The organism is Citrobacter sp. MGH106, from assembly GCF_001037495.1.
GTDB classification, from domain to species: domain Bacteria; phylum Pseudomonadota; class Gammaproteobacteria; order Enterobacterales; family Enterobacteriaceae; genus Citrobacter; species Citrobacter murliniae.
Window position 1 is genome coordinate 3,538,477 of the sequence record NZ_KQ089822.1, and the last position, 22,799, is coordinate 3,561,275.

General features: G+C 47.5%; 17 protein-coding genes, 3 tRNA genes, 3 rRNA genes and 2 pseudogenes. 12 read left to right on the forward strand and 13 right to left on the reverse strand.

The genetic code is table 11. The annotated features are described in order from the left end of the window. The first annotated feature begins 99 nt into the window (after window positions 1-99). The 6 genes and pseudogenes from SK36_RS16570 (at window position 100) to SK36_RS16590 (ending at window position 5,342) form a co-directional block, all read left to right on the forward strand. A complete protein-coding gene (locus tag SK36_RS16570; RefSeq protein ID WP_048222792.1) occupies window positions 100-924 on the forward strand; it encodes a PRD domain-containing protein in 825 nt (274 codons plus the stop codon). A gap of 31 nt (window positions 925-955) precedes the next feature. Further along, window positions 956-2,224: pseudogene (locus SK36_RS16575) on the forward strand (PTS transporter subunit EIIC); the annotation flags it as partial. Next, complete coding sequence (locus tag SK36_RS25275) at window positions 2,201-2,542, forward strand: PTS sugar transporter subunit IIB (RefSeq protein WP_413814478.1); 342 nt, start codon at window positions 2,201-2,203, stop codon at window positions 2,540-2,542. The pseudogene SK36_RS16575 and the gene SK36_RS25275, both read left to right, overlap by 24 nt. Beyond that, complete coding sequence (locus SK36_RS16580) at window positions 2,542-3,726, forward strand: MalY/PatB family protein (protein ID WP_048222016.1); 1,185 nt, start codon at window positions 2,542-2,544, stop codon at window positions 3,724-3,726. Before SK36_RS25275 ends, SK36_RS16580 begins: the two co-directional genes overlap by 1 nt. Further along, on the forward strand, window positions 3,719-4,315 hold the full coding sequence (locus tag SK36_RS16585; RefSeq protein ID WP_045440072.1) for a KpsF/GutQ family sugar-phosphate isomerase: 597 nt from the start codon (window positions 3,719-3,721) through the stop codon (window positions 4,313-4,315). The genes SK36_RS16580 and SK36_RS16585 overlap by 8 nt, the downstream gene beginning before the upstream one ends. Window positions 4,316-4,388: 73 nt before the next feature. Continuing rightward, window positions 4,389-5,342 carry a phosphoglycerate dehydrogenase gene (locus SK36_RS16590; protein ID WP_045440069.1) on the forward strand — a complete coding sequence of 318 codons (954 nt, stop codon included), beginning with the start codon at window positions 4,389-4,391 and terminating at the stop codon, window positions 5,340-5,342. A 45-nt stretch (window positions 5,343-5,387) separates the two neighbouring features. On the opposite strand, the gene SK36_RS16595 is transcribed toward SK36_RS16590, so the two are convergent. Continuing rightward, window positions 5,388-5,464: transfer RNA gene (locus SK36_RS16595), tRNA-Asp, on the reverse strand. A 134-nt stretch (window positions 5,465-5,598) separates the two neighbouring features. Then, window positions 5,599-6,327, reverse strand: a complete 729-nt coding sequence (gene dnaQ / locus SK36_RS16600; RefSeq protein ID WP_045449447.1) for a DNA polymerase III subunit epsilon — start codon at window positions 6,325-6,327, stop codon at window positions 5,599-5,601. Here dnaQ and rnhA point away from each other — a divergent pair. Further along, window positions 6,281-6,859, forward strand: a pseudogene (gene rnhA / locus SK36_RS16605) (ribonuclease HI). The gene dnaQ and the pseudogene rnhA overlap by 47 nt on opposite strands. Here rnhA and SK36_RS16610 read toward each other — a convergent pair. Continuing rightward, window positions 6,856-7,578, reverse strand: a complete 723-nt coding sequence (locus tag SK36_RS16610) for a class I SAM-dependent methyltransferase (RefSeq protein ID WP_045440064.1) — start codon at window positions 7,576-7,578, stop codon at window positions 6,856-6,858. The pseudogene rnhA and the gene SK36_RS16610 overlap by 4 nt on opposite strands. 33 nt (window positions 7,579-7,611) lie before the next feature. On the opposite strand from SK36_RS16610, the gene gloB reads away from it, so the two are divergent. Together gloB and mltD are read left to right on the forward strand one after the other, a co-directional pair. After that, window positions 7,612-8,367, forward strand: a complete 756-nt coding sequence (gene gloB / locus SK36_RS16615; RefSeq protein WP_048222017.1) for a hydroxyacylglutathione hydrolase — start codon at window positions 7,612-7,614, stop codon at window positions 8,365-8,367. A gap of 71 nt (window positions 8,368-8,438) precedes the next feature. After that, window positions 8,439-9,797 carry a murein transglycosylase D gene (gene mltD / locus SK36_RS16620; RefSeq protein ID WP_048222018.1) on the forward strand — a complete coding sequence of 453 codons (1,359 nt, stop codon included), beginning with the start codon at window positions 8,439-8,441 and terminating at the stop codon, window positions 9,795-9,797. A 49-nt stretch (window positions 9,798-9,846) separates the two neighbouring features. Here the strand turns inward: mltD and SK36_RS16625 are convergent, their stop codons facing one another. The 3 genes from SK36_RS16625 to SK36_RS16635 all read right to left on the reverse strand — a co-directional run bounded on the left by SK36_RS16625 (window position 9,847) and on the right by SK36_RS16635 (window position 12,803). Next, window positions 9,847-10,617, reverse strand: a complete 771-nt coding sequence (locus tag SK36_RS16625) for a class I SAM-dependent methyltransferase (RefSeq protein ID WP_048222019.1) — start codon at window positions 10,615-10,617, stop codon at window positions 9,847-9,849. 78 nt (window positions 10,618-10,695) lie between these two features. After that, entirely contained in the window at window positions 10,696-11,496 is an 801-nt protein-coding gene (locus SK36_RS16630) for an endonuclease/exonuclease/phosphatase family protein (RefSeq protein ID WP_045440054.1), read from the reverse strand. Window positions 11,497-11,627: 131 nt separating this feature from the next. Further along, window positions 11,628-12,803 (reverse strand): MFS transporter, encoded by a 1,176-nt coding sequence (locus SK36_RS16635; RefSeq protein WP_048222794.1) that lies wholly within the window; start codon window positions 12,801-12,803, stop codon window positions 11,628-11,630. A gap of 104 nt (window positions 12,804-12,907) precedes the next feature. On the opposite strand from SK36_RS16635, the gene yafC reads away from it, so the two are divergent. Beyond that, a complete protein-coding gene (gene yafC / locus SK36_RS16640) occupies window positions 12,908-13,822 on the forward strand; it encodes a DNA-binding transcriptional regulator YafC (protein ID WP_045440052.1) in 915 nt (304 codons plus the stop codon). Window positions 13,823-13,844: 22 nt separating this feature from the next. On the opposite strand, the gene dkgB is transcribed toward yafC, so the two are convergent. The 7 genes from dkgB to gmhB form a co-directional block, all read right to left on the reverse strand. Then, window positions 13,845-14,648 carry a 2,5-didehydrogluconate reductase DkgB gene (gene dkgB / locus SK36_RS16645; protein ID WP_048222020.1) on the reverse strand — a complete coding sequence of 268 codons (804 nt, stop codon included), beginning with the start codon at window positions 14,646-14,648 and terminating at the stop codon, window positions 13,845-13,847. A gap of 160 nt (window positions 14,649-14,808) precedes the next feature. Next, a tRNA-Asp gene (locus SK36_RS16650) sits at window positions 14,809-14,885 on the reverse strand. 55 nt (window positions 14,886-14,940) lie between these two features. After that, window positions 14,941-15,056, reverse strand: a 5S ribosomal RNA gene (gene rrf, locus SK36_RS16655). Window positions 15,057-15,147: 91 nt separating this feature from the next. Continuing rightward, a 23S ribosomal RNA gene (locus SK36_RS16660) occupies window positions 15,148-18,053 on the reverse strand. Window positions 18,054-18,270: 217 nt separating this feature from the next. Then, window positions 18,271-18,346: transfer RNA gene (locus SK36_RS16665), tRNA-Glu, on the reverse strand. 85 nt (window positions 18,347-18,431) lie between these two features. Next, window positions 18,432-19,973: ribosomal RNA gene (locus SK36_RS16670) — 16S ribosomal RNA — on the reverse strand. Together the 16S, 23S and 5S rRNA genes with 2 tRNA genes alongside form the textbook arrangement of a ribosomal RNA operon. A gap of 364 nt (window positions 19,974-20,337) precedes the next feature. Continuing rightward, window positions 20,338-20,904 (reverse strand): D-glycero-beta-D-manno-heptose 1,7-bisphosphate 7-phosphatase, encoded by a 567-nt coding sequence (gmhB, locus tag SK36_RS16675; protein ID WP_045440049.1) that lies wholly within the window; start codon window positions 20,902-20,904, stop codon window positions 20,338-20,340. Between the two features lie 189 nt (window positions 20,905-21,093). On the opposite strand from gmhB, the gene metN reads away from it, so the two are divergent. Next, window positions 21,094-22,125 (forward strand): methionine ABC transporter ATP-binding protein MetN, encoded by a 1,032-nt coding sequence (gene metN / locus SK36_RS16680; protein WP_048222021.1) that lies wholly within the window; start codon window positions 21,094-21,096, stop codon window positions 22,123-22,125. Then, entirely contained in the window at window positions 22,118-22,771 is a 654-nt protein-coding gene (locus tag SK36_RS16685; RefSeq protein WP_003018471.1) for a methionine ABC transporter permease MetI, read from the forward strand. The genes metN and SK36_RS16685 overlap by 8 nt, the downstream gene beginning before the upstream one ends. The last annotated feature ends 28 nt before the right edge of the window (window positions 22,772-22,799 follow it).

Genomic DNA, 22,799 nt, shown 5'->3' on the forward strand with positions numbered 1-22,799 from the left:
GCATTAGTGAATAATCTTGTAACTGTTAAATCAGGCAAGACAACGTTTGAAGTAATTATTACTTCTTACTTGTCTTGCCTTTTTTTTTGGAGCCATGAAATGATCATCGAAAAAGTCATGAATAACAATTGTGTGCTGGCATCGATGAGTGGTCAGGAAGTCATCATTTCTGGTCCTGGCGTCGGTTACAATAAAAAGAATGGTATGCCGGTTCCGCCTCATCCGGCTAACCGATTCTTTTATGTCAGAAATGAAGAGAAAGGTAAACTATACAAACTCATAGAGCGAGTAGATATTGATTATGTTTTTGTCTCTGAAAATATAGTTCGCTATGCGGAAATGAATCTTGACAAGAAATTAAACCCATCACTTTTGCTGATTCTTGCAGATCATATTTCAAATGCAATCTCACGGTGCGCATCAGGCATCCAAATAAGCAATGTATTTCTTGACGAAATAAAAGCATTATACAAATCGGAGTATGCTATCAGTCGCGATGCTTTATCTATTATTAATGAGTATTTTAAGATCCAGCTTCCGGATGATGAGATTGGCTTCATTGCCCTGCATATTTTAAATAATTATGAAAACACCTCCGACTATGAGTCCTTCAGAATTATAGAATTCTCGCAACGAATCACAGACATTATCGAAAAAGTTTACGAGAAAAGAGTAGATCGGAATGCATTCAATTACTCACGTTTCATGACCCATTTGAAATATTTTTCTTGTAGAGTGCTATGCAACGAAAAGATAAAAAATAAAGATATTGGTGATATTTATGAATATTTCCTGGAAAAAGATTTAATTTTACAATGTTCCATTATTGAAATTGAAAAATATTTAAAATCCGAATTTAACTATAGACTAGCAATGGAAGAGAAATTATATCTTTCAATTCGCATTAAAGTATTGATGGACTGATTACCTTTCACTTTATCACGAGACAGTTAATATGAAACAGAAAAAAGCCTGGAGTTTTTTTCAGAGCCTGGGGAAGGCATTTATGTACCCAATCGCTCTGTTAAGCGTATGCGGCATGATGTTAGGTTTGGGAAGTGGATTAGCCAGCGAGGAAATGGCCAAATTAATTCCTGTACTAGGGTTCCCTATCGTTAAATCATTTCTGGATTTTGTTGTTAATTTAGGGCTATTTGCTTTTGTTAATTTACCGGTGTTATTTGCAATCGCTATCCCGTTGGGCCTGCTGAAAGAAAAAGAAGATAAAGCATATGGTGCATTCTCCGGCCTGGTGGGTTTTATGGCAATGCATTTAGGGACAAACTTCTATCTGAAAACCCATGGTCTGTTAGTTCCCGTCGACCAGATATCTACACATGGACAAACTATCATTCTGGGAATTCAGTCATACAACACCAGTGTACTTGGGGGGATTGTTGCTGGGTTGATGGTATTCACTATGTATAAGCGGATCGTCAATCTACGCATCCCTGAGTCGCTGGGATTCTATAGCGGCCCGCGTCTTGCGCCGATCATTACGTTAATTGTCATGAGTGTTTTCGGTATCATTATTCCCTTCGTATGGCCGCCGTTCTTTAACCTCTTTATGTTAATCGGCCACTGGATATCTACCTCTGGCCCAATAGGTTATTTCTTCTATGCCGTTGCAGAGCGCGTAACGATTCCCTTCGGACTAAACCATTTAGTCACTTCCGTATTCAGATTTACACCAATCGGTGGTTCAGCGATCATCAACGGTGAAGAATATTACGGTACCCTCAATATGTTTATGGCCTATGTCAAAGAGAATGCCGTCATTCCCCTGGACCTTGCTGGTAAAATGGAACAGGGAAAGCTAATGATCCAGTATGGTTTAGCTGGCGCGGCTCTCGCTATGTATCAGACTGCCCATGTACAAAATCGTAAGGCTATTAAAGCACTTTTGATTTCTGCGGTGCTGACTGTAATTATTGGTGGTGTTAGCGAACCAATAGAGTTTTTATTTCTGTTTGTCAGTCCTGTTTTGTTTGTGTTCCATGCTTTCATGAATGGTTTTGCTAATATGTTCCTACCGTATCTCGGTGTTAAAATGGGATTTACTGGCGATTTGATTCAATTTATGAGTTTTGGCGTATTGCGCGGAACAAGAACCGGCTGGCCAGTGGCTGTCTGTGTAGAAATAGCCTACTTCTTTATTTATTACGCGGTGTTTAAATGGGCCATTCTTAAATATAACCTGATGACCGTCGGCAGAGAAGATAGTGACCAGACACCTTCAGCAACAGCAACTGAGGTTGTAGTACCTGTTGCACAACCTCAGATAAATACCAATATGGGCCCCAGCACAGCAGAAAAAATGATTGAGGCCCTGGGTGGTAAGGAAAATATCGTATCACTGGATAACTGTGTTACACGTTTACGTCTGACAATCAACGATATGGAGATAATAGACGAGACGGCCATTAAAAGGCAGGGAGGGATCGCTATTGTCAAACTCGACAAAAACACCCTGCAAGTCATTATTGGTACAAAAGTTATCGCCTTGCGTAAAGAAATGGACCAATATATGGAGTCATACTGATGGATATTTTTAACACTCCTGTTTCCCGAAAAGGAACGTACTGTACTCAGTGGGACTTCTGCGAAGATAGGTTCGGCGTAAAAGATATTATTCCGTTTTCAATATCAGATATGGATTTACCAATGCCGGAAGCGATAACCAACGCATTACGAAAAAGACTGGAACATCCTATCCTCGGATATAGTCGCTGGCAACATAGCGAATATCTCAATTCGATATGCCATTGGTATGGTCAGAAATATGATACGGAGATCGATGCTAATTGGATCACCTATAGCCCAAGTGTGATGTACTCTATCGCCAAAGCACTAGAGTTATTAACTGATTATGAAGATAACATTCTGATATTTACTCCGGCATATAATGCGTTCTTTGATGTTATCAAAAACACCGGAAGAAAATTAACTACTTCAACATTGATTCGGGAACAAGACGGTCGATATAGCCTAGACTGGAATGATTTTAATACCAAGGCAAAGCATGCAAAGATAATTTTATTGTGTAATCCACATAATCCTACAGGAAAAGTGTGGTCTGAAGATGAACTGATAAAGATCTCAGAAATCTGTTCAAAAAATAACTGTTGGTTATTATCCGATGAGATCCACAGCGATTTCACATTTAGCCACAAATTCACCTCTGTACTTAAGTTACATTATGATAAAACAGTTGTTTTTAACTCCATCTCAAAAACATTTAATGTCCCAGCTCTAACGGGTTCTTATCTTATTACACCTGATAATAATTTTAATGAGAAATTCAGGTTGATAACTCGATACAGGGATTTTGTCAACTCGCCATCAGTATTGAATATCATTGCCACTATCGTTGCTTATAATGAATGTGATGGATGGTTACACGAATTAAGAACACATCTTAGATCCAACGTTGATTTTGCAGTTAATTATGTTAAGGAAAATATTTCATCGCTGCTACTCAAAGAATCTGAAGGTTGTTACTTTGCGTGGATAGACTGCTCACAAATCAGTTGTTCGTTCGATAAATTCTATTCAAGATTAATTCATGAAGGAAAAGTCGGGATTATGGCTGGCAGTGTATATGGGCCTGGCGGAGAGAACTTCTTACGGCTTAATCTGGCATGTAGTAGAGAAAAACTACATCAGGGCTTATGTCGGGTCGCTTATGTTATTGATAAAATAAATCAGGAAAATAAACATGAATAATACTGATATCATCTCTCTCATTAAAACCTTCATGCGTAATGAACACAAAGCAGTTGAAGAAATAATTAACGCGCCACTTTCAGAAACAGCAAGTTTAGTCAAAGTAATCCAATCTTGCAGAGGGAAAGTTGTTTTTATCGGCGTGGGAAAATCAGGAATAATTGCTAAAAAACTGGCTGCTACATTTTCCAGCACAGGCACCCCCTCATTTTTTATTCATGGAACAGAAGCTGTTCATGGTGATCTGGGTATGGTTACCAGCGAAGATGTAGTTATCTTGATATCCAATAGTGGTGAAACAACAGAACTGTTAGCTACCTTGCCAAGTCTAAAAAAGATGAATAATTTTTTAGTCTCATTTACCCGAAGCCACAACTCATCGCTGGCTACTAATTGCAATTTATCTGTAGAAATCCCGGTGAGAAACGAAGCAGATAACTTAGGTCTTGCTCCATCCTGTTCTTCAACTGCTGTTCTTGTCGTGGGAGATGCCGTGGCCCTCGCCCTGTCAGAACTAAAGCAGTTTACCCGGACCGATTTTGGTCTATTTCATCCTGGAGGTGCTCTCGGCGTTAAAGCAAATTCATAACTTGTGTCATTTTTATTGTAACCGGTCTACGCCATCACAACCTGATGGCGTTCTCAGGTCTGAGGTATTAGATATGAAAAATATATTAATCACCGTTTCCAGTTTTTCAGCTCGTTGTGTTACAGGTTGCAAGTTACTGCGCGATAACCAGTTTAATCTCATTTTTAAGAACAATATTACTCATCTTATTCAATCTGAACCGGATGACGTGCGTGAATCTATTGATGCAGTCATTGCCGGAACAGATTGTTATGACGCAAGTGTGTTTTCTCTTCTACCAAAACTGAAAATCATCTCAAGATTTGGCACCGGTATTGATAATATAGATACAGAGGCGGCAAAAAAAGCAGGTATTGTGGTTAATAATGCCCGAGGACTCAATGCCAATGCGGTTGCTGAGTTTATAATCGGACTTATTTTCTCTGGTCTAAGAAATATTCCCGGTAATCACATGGACATGCAAAATGGTTACTGGGGATACTCGCTGGGAAATGAATTAAATAGTAAACGAGTGGGATTATTAGGTTTTGGGAATATAGCAAAAACCCTGGTTAAGAGGTTATCCGGTTTCGACATTGAAATTCTCGCATACGACAAATTCCCGGATCACGAGATGGCTGATAAAATGGCGGTAAAGTTTGTGTCAATTGACGACATCTTCATGCAGTCTAACGTCATTATCGTTCTTCTCCCATACACACCATCATTAGAGAATTTTATCAGTCACAAATATCTTTCTATGATGAGAAATGGTGCCTTGCTTATCAATGCTGCTCGAGGGAAATTAATAGATGAACGAGCGTTGTTGCAGGTAACTGATGAAAGGAATGTACATTCCGCTCTCGACGTATTTCAGCATGAACCGCTACCACAATTCAGCCCTTTGCTACATTCCAGAAATATTATCACTACACCGCACATCGCTGCTGCGACGGTAGAATCGTACCATCAGACAGGGATCCATGCTGCGAAGTCAGTTATTGATTTTTTTGCTGGTAAAGCAATAGAAAATATTTGTAATGAGTAAAACGACGAAAGCCTGAATCATTGCTGATTCAGGCTCTCTGAATAGTGGCGGAATGGACGGGACTCGAACCCGCGACCCCCTGCGTGACAGGCAGGTATTCTAACCAACTGAACTACCACTCCGCGTTGTGTTCCGCTTGGGAACGAAGCGAATATTACGGATTGCCTTGCACCTCGTCAACGCTTTTTCTCACGTTTTTTAATCGTTTGCTGCAAAAATCACCCGAATGGCCATTTCTACACTGTAAATGCGTAAACTATGCCCGCCAGAGACAACTTCCGCCTTTCTTCTGAACCAGATCGAGGCGCGATTCATGGGCCGCTAACTCTTCCTCAGTGGCGAAAACAACGCGTAACTTGCTGGAGTGGCGCACAATGCGCTGGATCCCGGTATCATTCTGCTGCTGACTGTCGCCTTCCATTGAAAACGCCATCGTTGTCTGCCCACCAGTCATCATCAGATAAACGTCGGCCAGAATCTGGGCATCGAGTAACGCGCCGTGTAATGTACGCTTACTGTTGTCTATCTCGTAACGTGAGCACAATGCATCAAGGCTGTTACGCTTACCAGGAAACATTTTCCTCGCCAGCGCCAGGCTATCAGTCACTTTACAGAATGTATTTGTTTTCGGGATATCACGATTAAGCTTCGCGAACTCGTAGTCCATAAAGCCGATATCGAACGATGCGTTATGAATGACCAGTTCAGCGCCACGAATATAGTCTAAAAACTCATCGGCCACATCGGCAAACGTGGGTTTATCCAGCAGGAATTCATCCGCGATTCCGTGTACACCAAATGCTTCCGGGTCCACCAGCCGATCCGGCTTAAGGTAAACATGGAAGTTATTACCGGTCAGGCGGCGGTTCACCACTTCAACCGCACCGATCTCAATAATCTTGTGGCCTTCGTAGTGGGCGCCAATCTGGTTCATACCGGTGGTTTCGGTATCGAGGACGATCTGTCGTGTAATTCCAGTGCTCATAGCGGTCATTTATGTCAGACTTATCGTTTGATTTCGATTTGCTAAAACAGGAAGTCTACCAGAGATGCTTAAACAGGTAGAAATTTTCACCGATGGTTCTTGCCTGGGAAATCCAGGGCCTGGTGGTTATGGGGCAATTCTACGCTATCGCGGACGTGAAAAAACCTTCAGCGAAGGGTATAACCTGACCACCAATAATCGTATGGAGTTGATGGCCGCAATCGTCGCGCTGGAGGCACTAAAAGAACAGTGCGAAGTGGTTCTCAGTACCGATAGCCAGTATGTACGTCAGGGCATTACTCAATGGATCCACAACTGGAAAAAACGCGGTTGGAAAACTGCAGATAAAAAGCCAGTGAAGAATGTCGATCTCTGGAAGCGTCTGGATGCCGCGCTGGGCCAGCATCAAATTAAATGGGAATGGGTAAAAGGCCACGCGGGTCACCCGGAAAACGAACGCTGTGATGAACTTGCGCGCGCTGCAGCGATGAGTCCCAGTCAGGATGATGTTGGATATCAGGCCGAGACTTAAGCGTCAGGCTTGCGGTATTGCCGGGTTGCGCCAACGGCCTGGCGGATACGTGCTTTGCTTTTATTTTGTTTCATCGGATTAAGCGTAAGCGGGATTGTTCGCTTACGTGCAACAATCAGTTGTAAACACCCTAACGCCGGAACATGTGCGCTTAACAGTTTCCCCCCTTGTTTACTCCAGGGCAAAACGTGAAAACGGCTGTAGTGCAACACTTCAAAATTCAGCAAAGAGAGCCAGTCCAGTTGACGCATCAGCGTAAACATCCGGCTGTTATAGGGCGATGTTTTACGTAATACCGGCACCAGTTTACGCAAGCCCATCAGGCTAACCGGATTAAATCCACTGACTATCAGCCAGCCATCATCAATAAGCACACGGTCTGCCTCCCGCATTAAGCGATGTGGATCGGCACACCAAGGCAAAGTATGCGCCAGCAAACAGACATCGACGGATTTATCGGCGAAGGGAAGATGTAACGGATCGGCCAGCACCTGCATCGGTGAACCTTGCGCAGAAACATTTACCTGATGAGAAACCGCGCACGCTTCAGAATTGATTTCTGCGCTTAAATTGCCAATCTTAAGCAGATGAAAACCGTACATTTTTGCGAACCACGGGTTAAGCTCATTCTCCAGCGCCTCACGATAGTGCTCGCCCCAGGGTAAATCATCCCAGCTAACGGGCGCTACGACAGTTTGAGGGATCCTTGCCGGTTTCATCACAACCTTCCGTTATGCATTGAGAGGTATTTTATGAATCTTAACAGCATTCCCGCATTTCAGGACAATTACATCTGGGTCCTGACAAATAATGAAGGCCACTGCCTTATTGTGGATCCTGGCGAAGCAGCTCCGGTATTAAAAGCCATTGCTGAGCATAACTGGGTACCTGAGGCCATTTTCCTCACCCACCACCATCAGGATCACGTTGGCGGAGTGAAAGAACTTCTACAGCATTTTCCACAAATAGTGGTTTATGGCCCAGCAGAAACACAAGATAAGGGAACGACGCACATAGTCAAAGATGGCGATATCGCCCTCGTTTTAGAGCATGAATTTAGTATATTTGCTACCCCGGGTCACACTTTAGGACATATTTGTTACTTTAGTCATCCTTATTTATTTTGCGGCGACACGCTCTTCTCTGGCGGCTGCGGCCGACTTTTTGAAGGCACAGCTTCGCAAATGTATCAATCACTTAAAAAAATAAGCGCCCTTCCTGACGATACATTGGTTTGTTGCGCACATGAATACACATTAGCAAATATGAAGTTTGCCTTAAGCATCCTTCCGCACGATTCGTTCATAAATGATTATTATCGTAAAGTTAATGAGTTACGCGTAAAAAAACAAATGACACTGCCCGTAATTCTGAAAAATGAGCGTCGAAATAATATTTTTTTAAGAACAGAAGATATTGATTTAATTAATGAAATTAACAAAGAAACAATATTGCAACAACCTGAAGAGCGTTTTGCCTGGTTAAGGTCAAAGAAAGATACGTTCTGACAATTCCGGGTTGCCTTTTGAAAACTTCGCCGTTATGATCGGTCGTCTTTTAAGCAACTATTGACACACACATGAAGGCAAAAGCGATATTACTCGCCTCTGTCCTGCTTGTTGGGTGCCAGAATACTGGTAACGTCCAACAGCACGCACAGAGCCTTTCTGCAGCTGGTCAAGAGGAAGCAGGAAAGTTCACTAGTCAGGCGCGATGGATGGACGATGGGACATCTATCGCGGCCGATCAAGATTTGTGGGCTTTCATTGGTGACGAGCTAAAGATGGGAATTCCGGAAAACAACCGGATTCGCGAACAAAAACAGAAGTATTTACGCAATAAGAGCTATCTCCACGATGTAACTTTACGGGCAGAGCCGTATATGTACTGGATAGCCGGGCAGGTTAAGAAACGTAACATGCCAATGGAACTGGTACTACTACCCATAGTGGAGAGCGCTTTTGATCCTCACGCAACGTCTGGCGCCAATGCCGCAGGTATTTGGCAGATCATTCCGAGCACGGGGCGCAATTATGGTTTAAAACAGACTCGCAGTTATGATGCACGTCGCGACATAGTGGCTTCCACCACTGCCGCGCTGGACATGATGCAGCGTCTGAACAAGATGTTTGATGGCGACTGGCTGCTGACCGTTGCTGCTTATAATAGCGGTGAAGGTCGCGTGATGAAGGCAATCAAAGCGAACAAATCTCGTGGTAAGCCCACCGATTTCTGGTCGCTCCCTTTGCCTCAGGAAACGAAGCTATATGTGCCCAAAATGCTGGCATTGAGCGATATTCTCAAGAACAGCAAACGCTATGGCGTGCGTCTGCCAACCACAGACGAAAGCCGCGCGTTAGCACGTGTTCGTCTTAACAGTCCGGTTGAGATGGCTCAGGTTGCCGATATGGCGGGTATTTCCGTCAGCAAGCTGAAGACATTCAATGCAGGTGTGAAGGGCTCTACGTTGGGTGCCAGCGGCCCGCAATACGTGATGGTGCCAAAGAAGCACGCAGAGAAGTTGCGTGAATCTCTGGCCTCTGGCGAAATTGCAGCCGTGCAGTCAACGTTAGTTGCGGATAACACGCCACTGAACAGCCGTAGCTACAAGGTTCGCTCTGGCGATACACTTTCTGGCATCGCTTCACGTCTTGGCGTAAATGCGAAGGATCTTAAGCAGTGGAACAATCTGCGTGGATCTACCCTGAAAGTGGGTCAAAGCCTGACCGTTGGTGCTGGCACCAGTGCGCAGCGACTGGCTAACAACAGCGATAGCATCACCTATCGTGTACGTAAAGGCGACTCGCTTTCGAGCATTGCTAAACGTCACGGCGTTAACATTAAGGATGTGATGCGCTGGAACAGCGATACGGAAAATCTGCAACCAGGCGATCAGCTAACGTTGTTTGTAAAGAACAACGGTATGCCGGACTCCTGATGAGATTATAAAAATTAAGGCACTGGTTTCCCCCCAGTGCCTTTTTTATTTATGCCGTTTTATGTGCTTCAACCATGATCGTGTCGCTGGTGAACGAACCGTCTTCCTGTAATTCAAAATACGCCTTCACTTCAGCAGAAGCACTCTCCTGATACAATCGGATAGCCTCTGTCAGTGCAACGGGAGTACGCATTCTCGCAACCCATGAACTGAATTCTAACGGCAGGCGATCTGTGAACAACGTATCGGCAATCATATTCGCGTCATTAATCAGAGACAGCCACTCACCGCTGGAATAGTTGCGCACATGCGAGGTATCGCGCAACGCTTCAACGGTTTGCAGCCAGATATCACGCACAGGGTGTCCGGGAGACATCATATCCATAATAATCAGCACACCGCTGGGTTTCAGTACGCGATTCACTTCCCGCAGCGCTTTCCCGACATCATGCCAGTGGTGCGCTGAATATCGGCTAATCACCACATCAAAAGTTTGATCCTCAAACGGCAGACTTTCAGCATACCCCTGTCGGATGGAAATATTCTCCAATCCCTTCTCTTTTGCCGTCTGTACAACCACCTCGAGCATCTGCGAAGATAAATCATACGCTACCACCTGCTTCACATTCTGTGCCGCAATAAAGCTGGCGTGCCCCGCACCACATCCCATATCCAGTACACTTGCCTGCGGAAAAAAGGACAGTCGCTCGGCCAGTCGCTGCAAATCGCGCCCGGATGCATGTACCGCGCTGGTTAAATAGGCCTTTGCCTGAGAGCCAAACTGCTTTTCGACGTTGTCATGATGGGAGCGTGTTGTCATTGTGTTGTCCTTCGGTTGTTGTGAAATATAAAGGGCAGCACCACTACAGGCCTGCCCTACGGCAGACCTGACACACCTTTATTGTTCAGGCTTGCCGGGACTAAATTCAACGAGTAGAGGATTATGGTCGGATGCGCTCGTCACCAGCACAGAGGCTTCGCTCACGTTCAAACCACGGTAAAACACAAAATCGAGGGGGCGACCAAATGCGCGTCGGCGCTGATCGTCAGTAAAGCGCACCTGGCGCAGAGACATTTCACGAGAAAAGCGGTACAGCGCGTTCATACGCCGACGGCTCCATGCATTAAAATCGCCGGCCATAATCACCGGGCCACTGTGATGAGCAATCTGATCGCCAATGGGAAGTAACTGCTTACTATAGACATCCACGCCGAGACTGAAGTTAACAGCATGAATATTCACCACCATTAATAAACGCGAATCAGGCAGTGGGTAAACTGTCACCAGTGCCGATTTTGCCAACCGCAATATGGGTTCACGCTCACGCAGCGGGCAACAGTAAACAGGATGTGCAGCAGAAAGCGTCATGACGCCAGAGGGATGCTGAGGCAGCACAAAAGCGGGAACCTGATCGGCAGCAAGATAGTTAGCGGTCGCAAACTGCACCAGTTCAGGCGTAGTCTGTGCTTCTTGCAATAACACCAGATGCGCGTCTTTGCCAAAGTTCTTCAGCACCGACAACCATTCTGCCCGCTGCTGTTTAAAAATATTCCACACCAGGACGCGGATGCGATCCTCGCTGCTTAACGGAACGCCTGCGGGCAATGCCTGGCCAATATGCGCAAACGACCCTGGCGGTAAAATTCGCTCAACGGGCTGTCCGGCAACATAGCGCATAGCATAGGTGTTTTTTCGCACTTTAGACTTTCAAACCTCTGTAACGTCAACCAGCCCGCAACCGGACTGGTTCTTCTGTTATAGGGATTTTAGCACTCACTTTCAACGGACAATTGCAGTTTGTTTTGTAAGTAGGTACTTACATCGGTGATTTATCCCAGAGCTACACGTGCGGGTTTATCAAGACGACCGCTCACGCTCATCAGAAAGAAAGCGCTCAATACGATTAGCGCACCAATCCACGGGGTCTGCGCTAACCCATAATGCTCTACCGTTTGGCCACCAATCACTGAACCCAATGCAATGCCAATGTTGAACGCCGCAATGTTCAGTCCTGAGGCCACATCAACCGCATTGGGTGTAAATTGCTCCGCTTTCTGCACCACGTAAACCTGCAGCCCTGGTACGTTGCCGAAGGCAAAAATCCCCATGACAAGGATTGTCGCCAGAGCTGCGTACTGAGTGGATGCAGTTAACTGAAAGACCATCAACAGAACAAACAGGGCTGCGAAGATAAATTTCAACGCTGGAACGGCGCCATGTTTATCCGCCAGTCTGCCACCCCAGATATTACCGATGGCAACAGATACGCCATACCCCAGTAAGATCCAGCTTACCGCTGCCGGTGAGAATCCCGCCAGATCCTGCATCATCGGTGCAAGAAAAGTAAATGCCGTAAAGACACCACCATAGCCCAGCGCCGTAACGGCATAGATGAGTAACAGGCGAGGATGCGTTAAGACTTTCACCTGATCGCGAATACTGGCAGCAGCCCGACCGGGGATATTCGCAGGGATCAGCAACTGACTGCTAATCAGAGCAATGACACCTAACATAGATACCGCGAGGAAAGTCTCACGCCAGCCAAAATGCTGACCAATAAATGTTCCCAACGGAACTCCTGTCACAAGTGCCACCGTTAACCCACCAAACATAATAGCGATGGCTGAAGCTGCTTTCTCTTTTGGCACCAGGCTTGTCGCAATAGTAGAACCAATTGAGAAGAACACGCCATGTGCGAGACCGGTCAGCAGGCGTGCAACAATTAACGTCATATAACCAGGCGCCTGCCATGCCAGCAAATTACCGACCGTAAATAGCACCATTAGCGCAACCAGCAGTTGCTTACGCGGCAGACGTCCGGTCAGAGCAGTCAGTACCGGCGCACCAATTGCCACGCCCAGCGCATAGATAGAAACCAGCATTCCTGCAGAAGGCAAAGAGATCGCCAGCTGTTCGGCGATGGTCGGCACAAGGCCGACAATTACAAATTCAGTCGTACCAATAGCAAAAGCACTTATTGTCAGTGCAAATAAAGCGAGAGGCATAAATAACTCCATATCATCAGTAATCAGATGACACGAAGTATGCCGGGATGTTTTAATAACAAAAATATTCAAAATCTCAATATAATTTTGCTCCAGGTGCAAAAATGAAAGCAACTTCAGAAGAACTGGCCATTTTCGTTGCTGTTGTGGAAAGCGGTAGTTTTAGCCGCGCTGCAGAGCAGTTGGGACAAGCCAATTCCGCTATTAGCCGGGCAGTAAAAAAGCTGGAGATGAAGCTGGGTGTCAGTTTGCTCAACCGAACAACCCGACAGCTCAGTCTGACTGAAGAAGGTGAACGTTATTTCAGGCGAGTGCAGTTGATACTGCAGGAAATGGCTGCGGCAGAAACAGAAATTATGGAGTCTCGTAATACCCCGCGCGGCCTGTTGCGTATCGACGCGGCGACGCCGGTGATGTTGCATTTTCTGATGCCACTCATCAAACCTTTCCGTGAACGTTACCCTGAGATGACGCTGTCACTAGTTTCCTCGGAGACATTTATCAATCTTATTGAGCGAAAAGTTGACGTTGCAATACGAGCAGGTGCGCTTACGGACTCGAGCCTGCGCGCGCGCCCACTATTTACCAGCTACCGTAAGATTATTGCCTCACCGGAGTACATTGCCCGATTTGGTGAGCCTGAGAGCGTAGAGGAGCTTAAACAACATCTGTGTCTGGGTTTTTCCGAGCCTGTCTCACTCAATACCTGGCCTATTGCCTGTAGCGATGGACAGCTTCATGAAATTGAGTGCGGACTCTCTTCTAACAGCGGTGAAACATTGAAACAGCTTTGCCTGAACGGGAACGGAATTGCCTGTCTTTCAGATTATATGATTGATAAAGAAATCTCGCAGGGTGAACTGGTGGAGTTGTTGGCAGATAAACGTCTGCCCGTTGAAATGCCCTTTAGCGCAGTGTATTACAGCGATCGGGCTGTAAGTACACGTATTCGCGCGTTTATCGACTTTTTGAGTGAACATGCAAGAACAGCTCCCGCAGGAGCTGTGAAACAGGATTAACTCAACACAAAGGCAGCAGTCATTAATCCCATTCAGGGGCCAAACCCTCGGGGCTGACAAGGCGATCGTTACGATCCAGTGCAGCGATCGCAAGTTTGTCCTCTGTATCCAATTGCAGTTGTAGCGCGAGCAGATTGCTTGCCAAATTTTCACGTTTAGTCGAAGAAGGTATAACTGAGTACCCTTCTCCCATTGCCCATGCAAGAATAGCCTGGGCCGGGGTGGCATTATGTTTAGCCGCAATACGAGCAATCACTTTATCTTTCAGCGCGTTGCCATAAACCAGTGTCATATAAGAGGTGATATGGATACCGTGTTGTTTGGCCCATTTAACTACTTTACGGTTTTGCAGATACGGGGAAAGCTCTATCTGATTAGTTGCAATATTTTCAGCACCCACCGCAGCAATTGCTTTTTCCATCAAAGGGATAGTGAAGTTAGAGATCCCAATTTCACGGGTTAACCCCTGCACTTTTGCTTCCAGTAATTCCTGCATAAACTCTTCAACGGATACGGCACCGTTAGGAGAAGGCCAGTGGATAAGTGTCAGATCAACATACTCAGTACGCAGCTTTTTCAGACTATCTTTAAGGCTCGGGATCAGCTTGTCCCGGCCCAGATTTTCAGTCCAGATCTTGGTGGTAATATACAATTCGCTGCGTGGCACACCGCTTTCAGCAATTGCCTGACCCACTGCGGCTTCATTATCATAGATTTGCGCAGTGTCGACTGCACGGTAGCCCAGTTCAAGGGCGGTTTTAACAGATGCGATAACAACGTCGTCTTTCAGGCGAAAAGTGCCTAAACCGAATGCAGGGATAGCCATAAATTCCTCTTTTTAATCACAGGGTTTGTTAACTGGGAGGATTATGACCGTCAGATCTTTGCAGAAAAAGAGTGTAAAATGCAGAGGATTTTTGCGTATTTGGCAATAATAAAAATGAATAAAAAAAAGCCCTGAGCATTAGCTCAGGGCTCTTAATAAGTGGCGGAACGGACGGGACTCGAACCCGCGACCCCCTGCGTGACAGGCAGGTATTCTAACCAACTGAACTACCGCTCCACCGAATTTCTTTGTCACTACCCGGATTAGTCATCCCGGTTTACTGCAATTTGATGCCTGGCAGTTCCCTACTCTCGCATGGGGAGACCCCACACTACCATCGGCGCTACGGCGTTTCACTTCTGAGTTCGGCATGGGGTCAGGTGGGACCACCGCGCTACAGCCGCCAGGCAAATTCTGTTTATCAACACGCTTTCGCATGTCAATTTAATCTGTATCAAGCTGAAATTTCGTCTCTTCGCCAAAACAGCTTCGGCGTTGTAAGGTTAAGCCTCACGGTTCATTAGTATCGGTTAGCTCAATGTATCGCTACACTTACACACCCGACCTATCAACGTCGTCGTCTTCAACGTTCCTTCAGGAGACTTATAGTCTCAGGGAGAACTCATCTCGGGGCAAGTTTCGTGCTTAGATGCTTTCAGCACTTATCTCTTCCGCATTTAGCTACCGGGCAATGCCATTGGCATGACAACCCGAACACCAGTGATGCGTCCACTCCGGTCCTCTCGTACTAGGAGCAGCCCCCCTCAATTCTCCAGCGCCCACGGCAGATAGGGACCGAACTGTCTCACGACGTTCTAAACCCAGCTCGCGTACCACTTTAAATGGCGAACAGCCATACCCTTGGGACCTACTTCAGCCCCAGGATGTGATGAGCCGACATCGAGGTGCCAAACACCGCCGTCGATATGAACTCTTGGGCGGTATCAGCCTGTTATCCCCGGAGTACCTTTTATCCGTTGAGCGATGGCCCTTCCATTCAGAACCACCGGATCACTAAGACCTGCTTTCGCACCTGCTCGAGCCGTCACTCTCGCAGTCAAGCTAGCTTATGCCTTTGCACTAACCTCCTGATGTCCGACCAGGATTAGCTAACCTTCGTGCTCCTCCGTTACTCTTTAGGAGGAGACCGCCCCAGTCAAACTACCCACCAGACACTGTCCGCAACCCGGATTACGGGTCTACGTTAGAACACCAGCCATTAAAGGGTGGTATTTCAAGGTTGGCTCCATGCAGACTGGCGTCCACACTTCAAAGCCTCCCACCTATCCTACACATCAAGGACCAGTGTTCAGTGTCAAGCTATAGTAAAGGTTCACGGGGTCTTTCCGTCTTGCCGCGGGTACACTGCATCTTCACAGCGAGTTCAATTTCACTGAGTCTCGGGTGGAGACAGCCTGGCCATCATTACGCCATTCGTGCAGGTCGGAACTTACCCGACAAGGAATTTCGCTACCTTAGGACCGTTATAGTTACGGCCGCCGTTTACCGGGGCTTCGATCAAGAGCTTCTCCTTACGGATAACCCCATCAATTAACCTTCCGGCACCGGGCAGGCGTCACACCGTATACGTCCACTTTCGTGTTTGCACAGTGCTGTGTTTTTAATAAACAGTTGCAGCCAGCTGGTATCTTCGACTGATTTCAGCTCCATGAGTAAATCACTTCACCTACATATCAGCGTGCCTTCTCCCGAAGTTACGGCACCATTTTGCCTAGTTCCTTCACCCGAGTTCTCTCAAGCGCCTTGGTATTCTCTACCTGACCACCTGTGTCGGTTTGGGGTACGATTTCGTGTTACCTGATGCTTAGAGGCTTTTCCTGGAAGCAGGGCATTTGTTACTTCAGCACCGTAGTGCCTCGTCATCACACCTCAGCGTTAAAAGGTACCGGATTTACCTGGAACCTCCGCCTACATGCTTAAACCGGGACAACCGTCGCCCGGCTAACATAGCCTTCTCCGTCCCCCCTTCGCAGTAACACCAAGTACAGGAATATTAACCTGTTTCCCATCGACTACGCCTTTCGGCCTCGCCTTAGGGGTCGACTCACCCTGCCCCGATTAACGTTGGACAGGAACCCTTGGTCTTCCGGCGTGCGGGTTTTTCACCCGCATTATCGTTACTTATGTCAGCATTCGCACTTCTGATACCTCCAGCACCCCTCACAGGACACCTTCAACGGCTTACAGAACGCTCCCCTACCCAACAACACATAGTGTCGCTGCCGCAGCTTCGGTGCATGGTTTAGCCCCGTTACATCTTCCGCGCAGGCCGACTCGACCAGTGAGCTATTACGCTTTCTTTAAATGATGGCTGCTTCTAAGCCAACATCCTGGCTGTCTGTGCCTTCCCACATCGTTTCCCACTTAACCATGACTTTGGGACCTTAGCTGGCGGTCTGGGTTGTTTCCCTCTTCACGACGGACGTTAGCACCCGCCGTGTGTCTCCCGTGATAACATTCTTCGGTATTCGCAGTTTGCATCGGGTTGGTAAGTCGGGATGACCCCCTAGCCGAAACAGTGCTCTACCCCCGAAGATGAATTCACGAGGCGCTACCTAAATAGCTTTCGGGGAGAACCAGCTATCTCCCGGTTTGATTGGCCTTTCACCCCCAGCCACAAGTCATCCGCTAATTTTTCAACATTAGTCGGTTCGGTCCTCCAGTTAGTGTTACCCAACCTTCAACCTGCCCATGGCTAGATCACCGGGTTTCGGGTCTATACCCTGCAACTTAACGCCCAGTTAAGACTCGGTTTCCCTTCGGCTCCCCTATTCGGTTAACCTTGCTACAGAATATAAGTCGCTGACCCATTATACAAAAGGTACGCAGTCACCCCATAAAGAGGCTCCCACTGCTTGTACGTACACGGTTTCAGGTTCTTTTTCACTCCCCTCGCCGGGGTTCTTTTCGCCTTTCCCTCACGGTACTGGTTCACTATCGGTCAGTCAGGAGTATTTAGCCTTGGAGGATGGTCCCCCCATATTCAGACAGGATACCACGTGTCCCGCCCTACTCTTCGAGTTCACAACATGTGTGATTTTGTGTACGGGACTATCACCCTGTACCGTCGGACTTTCCAGACCGTTCCACTACCACACATGCTGATTCAGACTCTGGGCTGCTCCCCGTTCGCTCGCCGCTACTGGGGGAATCTCGGTTGATTTCTTTTCCTCGGGGTACTTAGATGTTTCAGTTCCCCCGGTTCGCTTCATTACGCTATGTATTCACGTAATGATAGTGTGACGAATCACACTGGGTTTCCCCATTCGGAAATCGCCGGCTATAACGGTTCATATCACCTTACCGACGCTTATCGCAGATTAGCACGTCCTTCATCGCCTCTGACTGCCAGGGCATCCACCGTGTACGCTTAGTCGCTTAACCTCACAACCCGAAGATGTTTCGTAAAACACCATCGTGTTGCGAAAATTTGAGAGACTCGAACACACCATTTATCTGCTCTTATTACGGAGAACAGACACAGTGTGTCGTTTCAATTTTCAGCTTGATCCAGATTTTTAAAGAGCAAATATCTCAAACGTCACCCGAAGATGAGTTTTGAGATATAACGGCCGGTGACTTTCACTCACGAACCAGCAAGTGGCGTCCCCTAGGGGATTCGAACCCCTGTTACCGCCGTGAAAGGGCGGTGTCCTGGGCCTCTAGACGAAGGGGACGTATAAGTCTCAATCGCAAGACGCCTTGCTATTTACTTTTCATCAGACAATCTGTGTGGACACTACAAGGAACGGTTCTTTAAGGTAAGGAGGTGATCCAACCGCAGGTTCCCCTACGGTTACCTTGTTACGACTTCACCCCAGTCATGAATCACAAAGTGGTAAGCGCCCTCCCGAAGGTTAAGCTACCTACTTCTTTTGCAACCCACTCCCATGGTGTGACGGGCGGTGTGTACAAGGCCCGGGAACGTATTCACCGTGGCATTCTGATCCACGATTACTAGCGATTCCGACTTCATGGAGTCGAGTTGCAGACTCCAATCCGGACTACGACATACTTTATGAGGTCCGCTTGCTCTCGCGAGGTCGCTTCTCTTTGTATATGCCATTGTAGCACGTGTGTAGCCCTACTCGTAAGGGCCATGATGACTTGACGTCATCCCCACCTTCCTCCAGTTTATCACTGGCAGTCTCCTTTGAGTTCCCGGCCGGACCGCTGGCAACAAAGGATAAGGGTTGCGCTCGTTGCGGGACTTAACCCAACATTTCACAACACGAGCTGACGACAGCCATGCAGCACCTGTCTCAGAGTTCCCGAAGGCACCAAAGCATCTCTGCTAAGTTCTCTGGATGTCAAGAGTAGGTAAGGTTCTTCGCGTTGCATCGAATTAAACCACATGCTCCACCGCTTGTGCGGGCCCCCGTCAATTCATTTGAGTTTTAACCTTGCGGCCGTACTCCCCAGGCGGTCGACTTAACGCGTTAGCTCCGGAAGCCACGCCTCAAGGGCACAACCTCCAAGTCGACATCGTTTACGGCGTGGACTACCAGGGTATCTAATCCTGTTTGCTCCCCACGCTTTCGCACCTGAGCGTCAGTCTTTGTCCAGGGGGCCGCCTTCGCCACCGGTATTCCTCCAGATCTCTACGCATTTCACCGCTACACCTGGAATTCTACCCCCCTCTACAAGACTCTAGCCTGCCAGTTTCGGATGCAGTTCCCAGGTTGAGCCCGGGGATTTCACATCCGACTTGACAGACCGCCTGCGTGCGCTTTACGCCCAGTAATTCCGATTAACGCTTGCACCCTCCGTATTACCGCGGCTGCTGGCACGGAGTTAGCCGGTGCTTCTTCTGCGAGTAACGTCAATTGCTGAGGTTATTAACCTCAACACCTTCCTCCTCGCTGAAAGTACTTTACAACCCGAAGGCCTTCTTCATACACGCGGCATGGCTGCATCAGGCTTGCGCCCATTGTGCAATATTCCCCACTGCTGCCTCCCGTAGGAGTCTGGACCGTGTCTCAGTTCCAGTGTGGCTGGTCATCCTCTCAGACCAGCTAGGGATCGTCGCCTAGGTGAGCCGTTACCCCACCTACTAGCTAATCCCATCTGGGCACATCCGATGGCAAGAGGCCCGAAGGTCCCCCTCTTTGGTCTTGCGACGTTATGCGGTATTAGCTACCGTTTCCAGTAGTTATCCCCCTCCATCGGGCAGTTTCCCAGACATTACTCACCCGTCCGCCACTCGTCACCCAAGGAGCAAGCTCCTCTGTGCTACCGTTCGACTTGCATGTGTTAGGCCTGCCGCCAGCGTTCAATCTGAGCCATGATCAAACTCTTCAATTTAAGTTTGATGCTCGTGAATTAAACTTCGTAATGAATTACGTGTTCACTCAGAGACTTGGTATTCATTTTTCGTCTTGCGACGTTAAGAATCCGTATCATTGAGTGCCCACACAGATTGTCTGATAAATTGTTAAAGAGCAGTTGCGACGCGCTTTAGCGCTCTGTCGCGAGGTGGCGTATATTACGCTTTCCTCTTTCAGAGTCAACCTCTTATTTTCAGGTTTTCTCTTCAACCGGACCGGCTGTTTGTGTGAAGTGATTCACATCCGCCGTGTCGATGGAGGCGCATTATAGGGAGTCGCCTCAGGAAGACAAGCGGAAAAATGCATTTTTGTTTCAACCGCTCACCTTTTATCCACAACGCTTACTTTTGCTGCTTTTTTATCGCCGATGGCAGGTCAGCCAGACTATTTAGCACTATATCTGCCGCATTTTCTGCTTCCGGGGTGACAGGTTTGCCTGTACGCACCAATACTTTCGTCCCTACATTCGCCGCTGTCGCCGCCTGCATATCTTCTATTTTGTCGCCCACCATATAAGAAGCGGCCATATCAATGTGCAGAAAGTCTCGAGCAGAGATAAGCATGCCCGGATGCGGTTTACGGCAATCGCAGACCTGACGGTACTCTTCTACTGTTCCCTGCGGATGGTGAGGACAATAATAGATACCATCCAGATCAACATCACGATCGGCCAGCGACCAGTCCATCCATTCAGTGAGCGTTTCGAACTGCGCTTCGGTAAATTTACCGCGAGCGATACCAGACTGGTTCGTCACTACAATAAGTGCGTAACCCATACTTTTAAGCTCACGCATGGCATCAATGACACCTTCGATAAACTCGAACTCGTCGATCTCATGTACATAACCGTGGTCCACATTAATGGTGCCGTCACGGTCGAGAAAAATTGCGGGTACAGACTTTGCCACCTTTTATAGCTCCTGAATAAGGCATGTCGCTCTAGTATCGCATGTTTCTGCGGGCATGAAAGTGCTCATCGTGCAAACCCCGATTGATTTAGACGTCTGGATGCCTTAACATCCATCTTGTTAACGGCTTTGACCGTACCAGACAGACGAAAATGCCACGGCTAACTTAATTACGATAATAAATAACCAATGATTAAACTTTCGAATATCACCAAAGTGTTCCAACAGGGGACTCGCTCTATTCAGGCGCTGAACAATGTCAGCCTGCATGTTCCTGCCGGGCAGATTTATGGCGTTATTGGCGCTTCAGGCGCTGGTAAAAGCACGTTAATCCGCTGCGTTAACTTACTCGAACGCCCTACTGAAGGCAGCGTACAGGTCGGTGGCCAGGAGCTGACAGCGCTTTCTGAATCCGAGCTGACCAAAGCTCGCCGTCAAATCGGCATGATTTTCCAGCACTTTAACCTGCTGTCGTCCCGTACTGTTTTTGGTAACGTCGCGCTTCCGCTGGAGCTGGATAACACCCCCAAAGAAGAGATTAAACGTCGCGTGTCGGAGCTGTTGGATTTAGTTGGCCTTGGCGATAAGCATGACAGCTTTCCCGCTAACCTTTCAGGTGGGCAGAAACAGCGCGTCGCCATTGCCCGTGCGTTGGCCAGCAATCCTAAGGTGTTGCTGTGCGATGAAGCCACCAGCGCACTCGATCCAGCAACCACTCGTTCGATACTGGAATTATTGAAAGACATTAACCGTCGTCTTGGATTAACCATTCTGCTGATTACCCATGAGATGGATGTCGTAAAACGTATTTGTGACTGCGTAGCCGTTATCAGTAATGGTGAACTGATTGAGCAGGACACCGTCAGCGAAGTGTTTTCACACCCGAAAACGCCGCTGGCGCAGAAATTTATCCAGTCCACGCTACATCTGGACATTCCGGAAGATTATCTGGAGCGCTTAAAAGCAGAGCCCGAAAACGACAGTGTTCCAATGCTGCGGATGGAATTCACAGGGCATTCGGTGGATGCGCCATTGCTCTCTGAAACAGCACGTCGCTTTAATGTGAATAACAATATTATCAGCGCGCAAATGGATTACGCCGGTGGCGTGAAGTTCGGCATCATGCTGACTGAAATGCACGGTACACAAGAAGATACGCAAGCGGCCATCAACTGGCTGCAGGAACACCATGTAAAAGTAGAGGTACTGGGTTATGTCTGAGCCGATGATGTGGCTGCTGGTTCGCGGCGTATGGGAAACGCTGGCAATGACCTTTGTGTCCGGTTTTTTTGGTTTTGTGATTGGCCTGCCCGTCGGCGTGCTGTTGTACGTGACGCGTCCCGGACAAATCATTGAGAACGCGAAACTTTACCGTACGCTGTCTGCACTGGTAAACATTTTCCGTTCCATCCCATTCATTATTCTGTTGGTCTGGATGATTCCGTTTACCCGCATGATTGTTGGCACCTCTATTGGTTTGCAGGCAGCCATCGTCCCGTTGACCGTTGGCGCCGCACCATTTATTGCCCGTATGGTTGAGAATGCGCTGCTGGAAATCCCTACCGGACTGATCGAAGCATCGCGCGCAATGGGCGCTACACCATTGCAGATCGTACGTAAGGTGTTGCTGCCGGAAGCGTTGCCAGGTCTGGTAAATGCGGCGACTATCACACTGATCACCCTGGTCGGCTATTCTGCGATGGGCGGTGCCGTCGGTGCCGGTGGTCTTGGACAGATTGGCTATCAATACGGTTATATTGGATACAATGCTACCGTGATGAATACAGTACTGGTATTACTTGTAGTTCTGGTTTATTTAATTCAGTTATCCGGCGATCGCATCGTCCGGGCTGTCACGCACAAATAACGTTGCACACAACACAAAAAACTCATTA